The organism is Pseudoruminococcus sp., from assembly GCF_047012705.1.
In the GTDB taxonomy this organism is placed as follows: Bacteria; Bacillota; Clostridia; order Oscillospirales; family Acutalibacteraceae; genus Pseudoruminococcus.
In genome coordinates, this window is record NZ_JBKXNW010000053.1 from 883 (window position 1) to 2,304 (window position 1,422).

Genomic DNA, 1,422 nt, shown 5'->3' on the forward strand with positions numbered 1-1,422 from the left:
GAAAAAGATAAGGAACTTTCAGAACAGAATTTAGTAGAGTCTTTCTTATCGGCAAAGCGTATTGAAGGCTGTTCTGAGAAAACCTTGAAATACTATAATGCAACGATACAGTCAATGCTTGATGGCATTGGAAAGAGTATCAAATATGTTGTGACCGATGATATTCGTTGCTATTTGACCGAGTATCAGGCTAAGAAAAAATCCAGTAAAGTTACGATAGATAATATAAGACGAATACTTTCCAGTTTTTTCTCTTGGCTTGAGGACGAGGATTATATTTTGAAAAGTCCGGTCAGGCGAATACATAAGGTTAAGACCGGAACGAACATTAAAGAAACTTATTCAGATGAAGCACTTGAATTGATGAGGGATAATTGCACGGAACTCAGGGACTTGGCAATGATTGATATGCTTGCTTCAACGGGTATGCGTGTCGGAGAAATGGTGTTACTAAATCGTGAGGATATAGATTTTAACGAAAGAGAATGTGTTGTTTTCGGCAAAGGCGATAAGGAACGAATTGTATATTTTGATGCAAGAACAAAAATACATTTGCAGAATTATCTAAACAGTCGCAAGGACGATAACCCGGCACTTTTTGTATCATTACAATCTCCGTATAATCGAATGAATATCGGAGGTATTGAAGTGAGATTACGACAGCTTGGAAAACGATTGGGACTAAATAAGGTACACCCTCATAAATTCAGGCGAACACTTGCGACAATGGCAATAGACAAAGGAATGCCAATAGAGCAGCTTCAGCAGCTCTTGGGACATAAAAGAATAGATACTACATTGCAATATGCAATGGTTAAGCAGAGTAATGTGAAAATTGCTCATAGAAAATACATTGGTTAAGGTGGTAGGAATGAAAGAAGGATACAGATTTCTTGGGGAATATATACGACAGGTAGATATTCGCAATAAGGAAGGAAAAAAAGAAAATCTCTTAGGTGTTTCTGTACAAAAGCAGTTTATTCAGTCTATTGCAAATACTGTTGGGACAGATTTTACAAAGTATAAGATAGTTAAAAAAGGACAATTCACATATATACCAGATACCTCTCGTAGAGGAGATAAAATCGCTATTGCATTGCTTGAAGATTATGAAGAAGGGCTTGTAAGCAATGTTTATACAGTATTTGAGGTGATAGATACAGAGAAACTTTTGCCGGAATATTTAATGTTGTGGTTTAGCCGCCCTGAATTTGATAGATATGCTCGTTTTAAATCGCACGGCAGTGTACGTGAAGTAATGGATTGGGAGGAAATGTGTAAGGTGGAACTTCCAGTACCAGATATTGAAAAGCAGAGAAAAATTGTGAAAGCCTACAAGACAATAACCGATAGAATAGCTTTGAAACAGAAGATAAATGATAATTTAGTAGCTTGATAATTTGGTTAAAAGTGTATCTTTCA

2 protein-coding genes are annotated in these 1,422 nt (G+C 36.3%); both read left to right on the forward strand.

Annotated elements, in window-relative coordinates; translation table 11 throughout:
• Window positions 1-861: site-specific tyrosine recombinase/integron integrase (gene xerA, locus ACLU24_RS14620; RefSeq protein ID WP_412613366.1), on the forward strand; the 861-nt coding region annotated here is incomplete at its 5' end.
• 10 nt (window positions 862-871) lie between these two features.
• The gene (locus tag ACLU24_RS14625) at window positions 872-1,396 is read left to right on the forward strand and encodes a restriction endonuclease subunit S (RefSeq protein ID WP_117460451.1); all 525 of its coding nucleotides are present in this window, start codon (window positions 872-874) and stop codon (window positions 1,394-1,396) included.
• The last annotated feature ends 26 nt before the right edge of the window (window positions 1,397-1,422 follow it).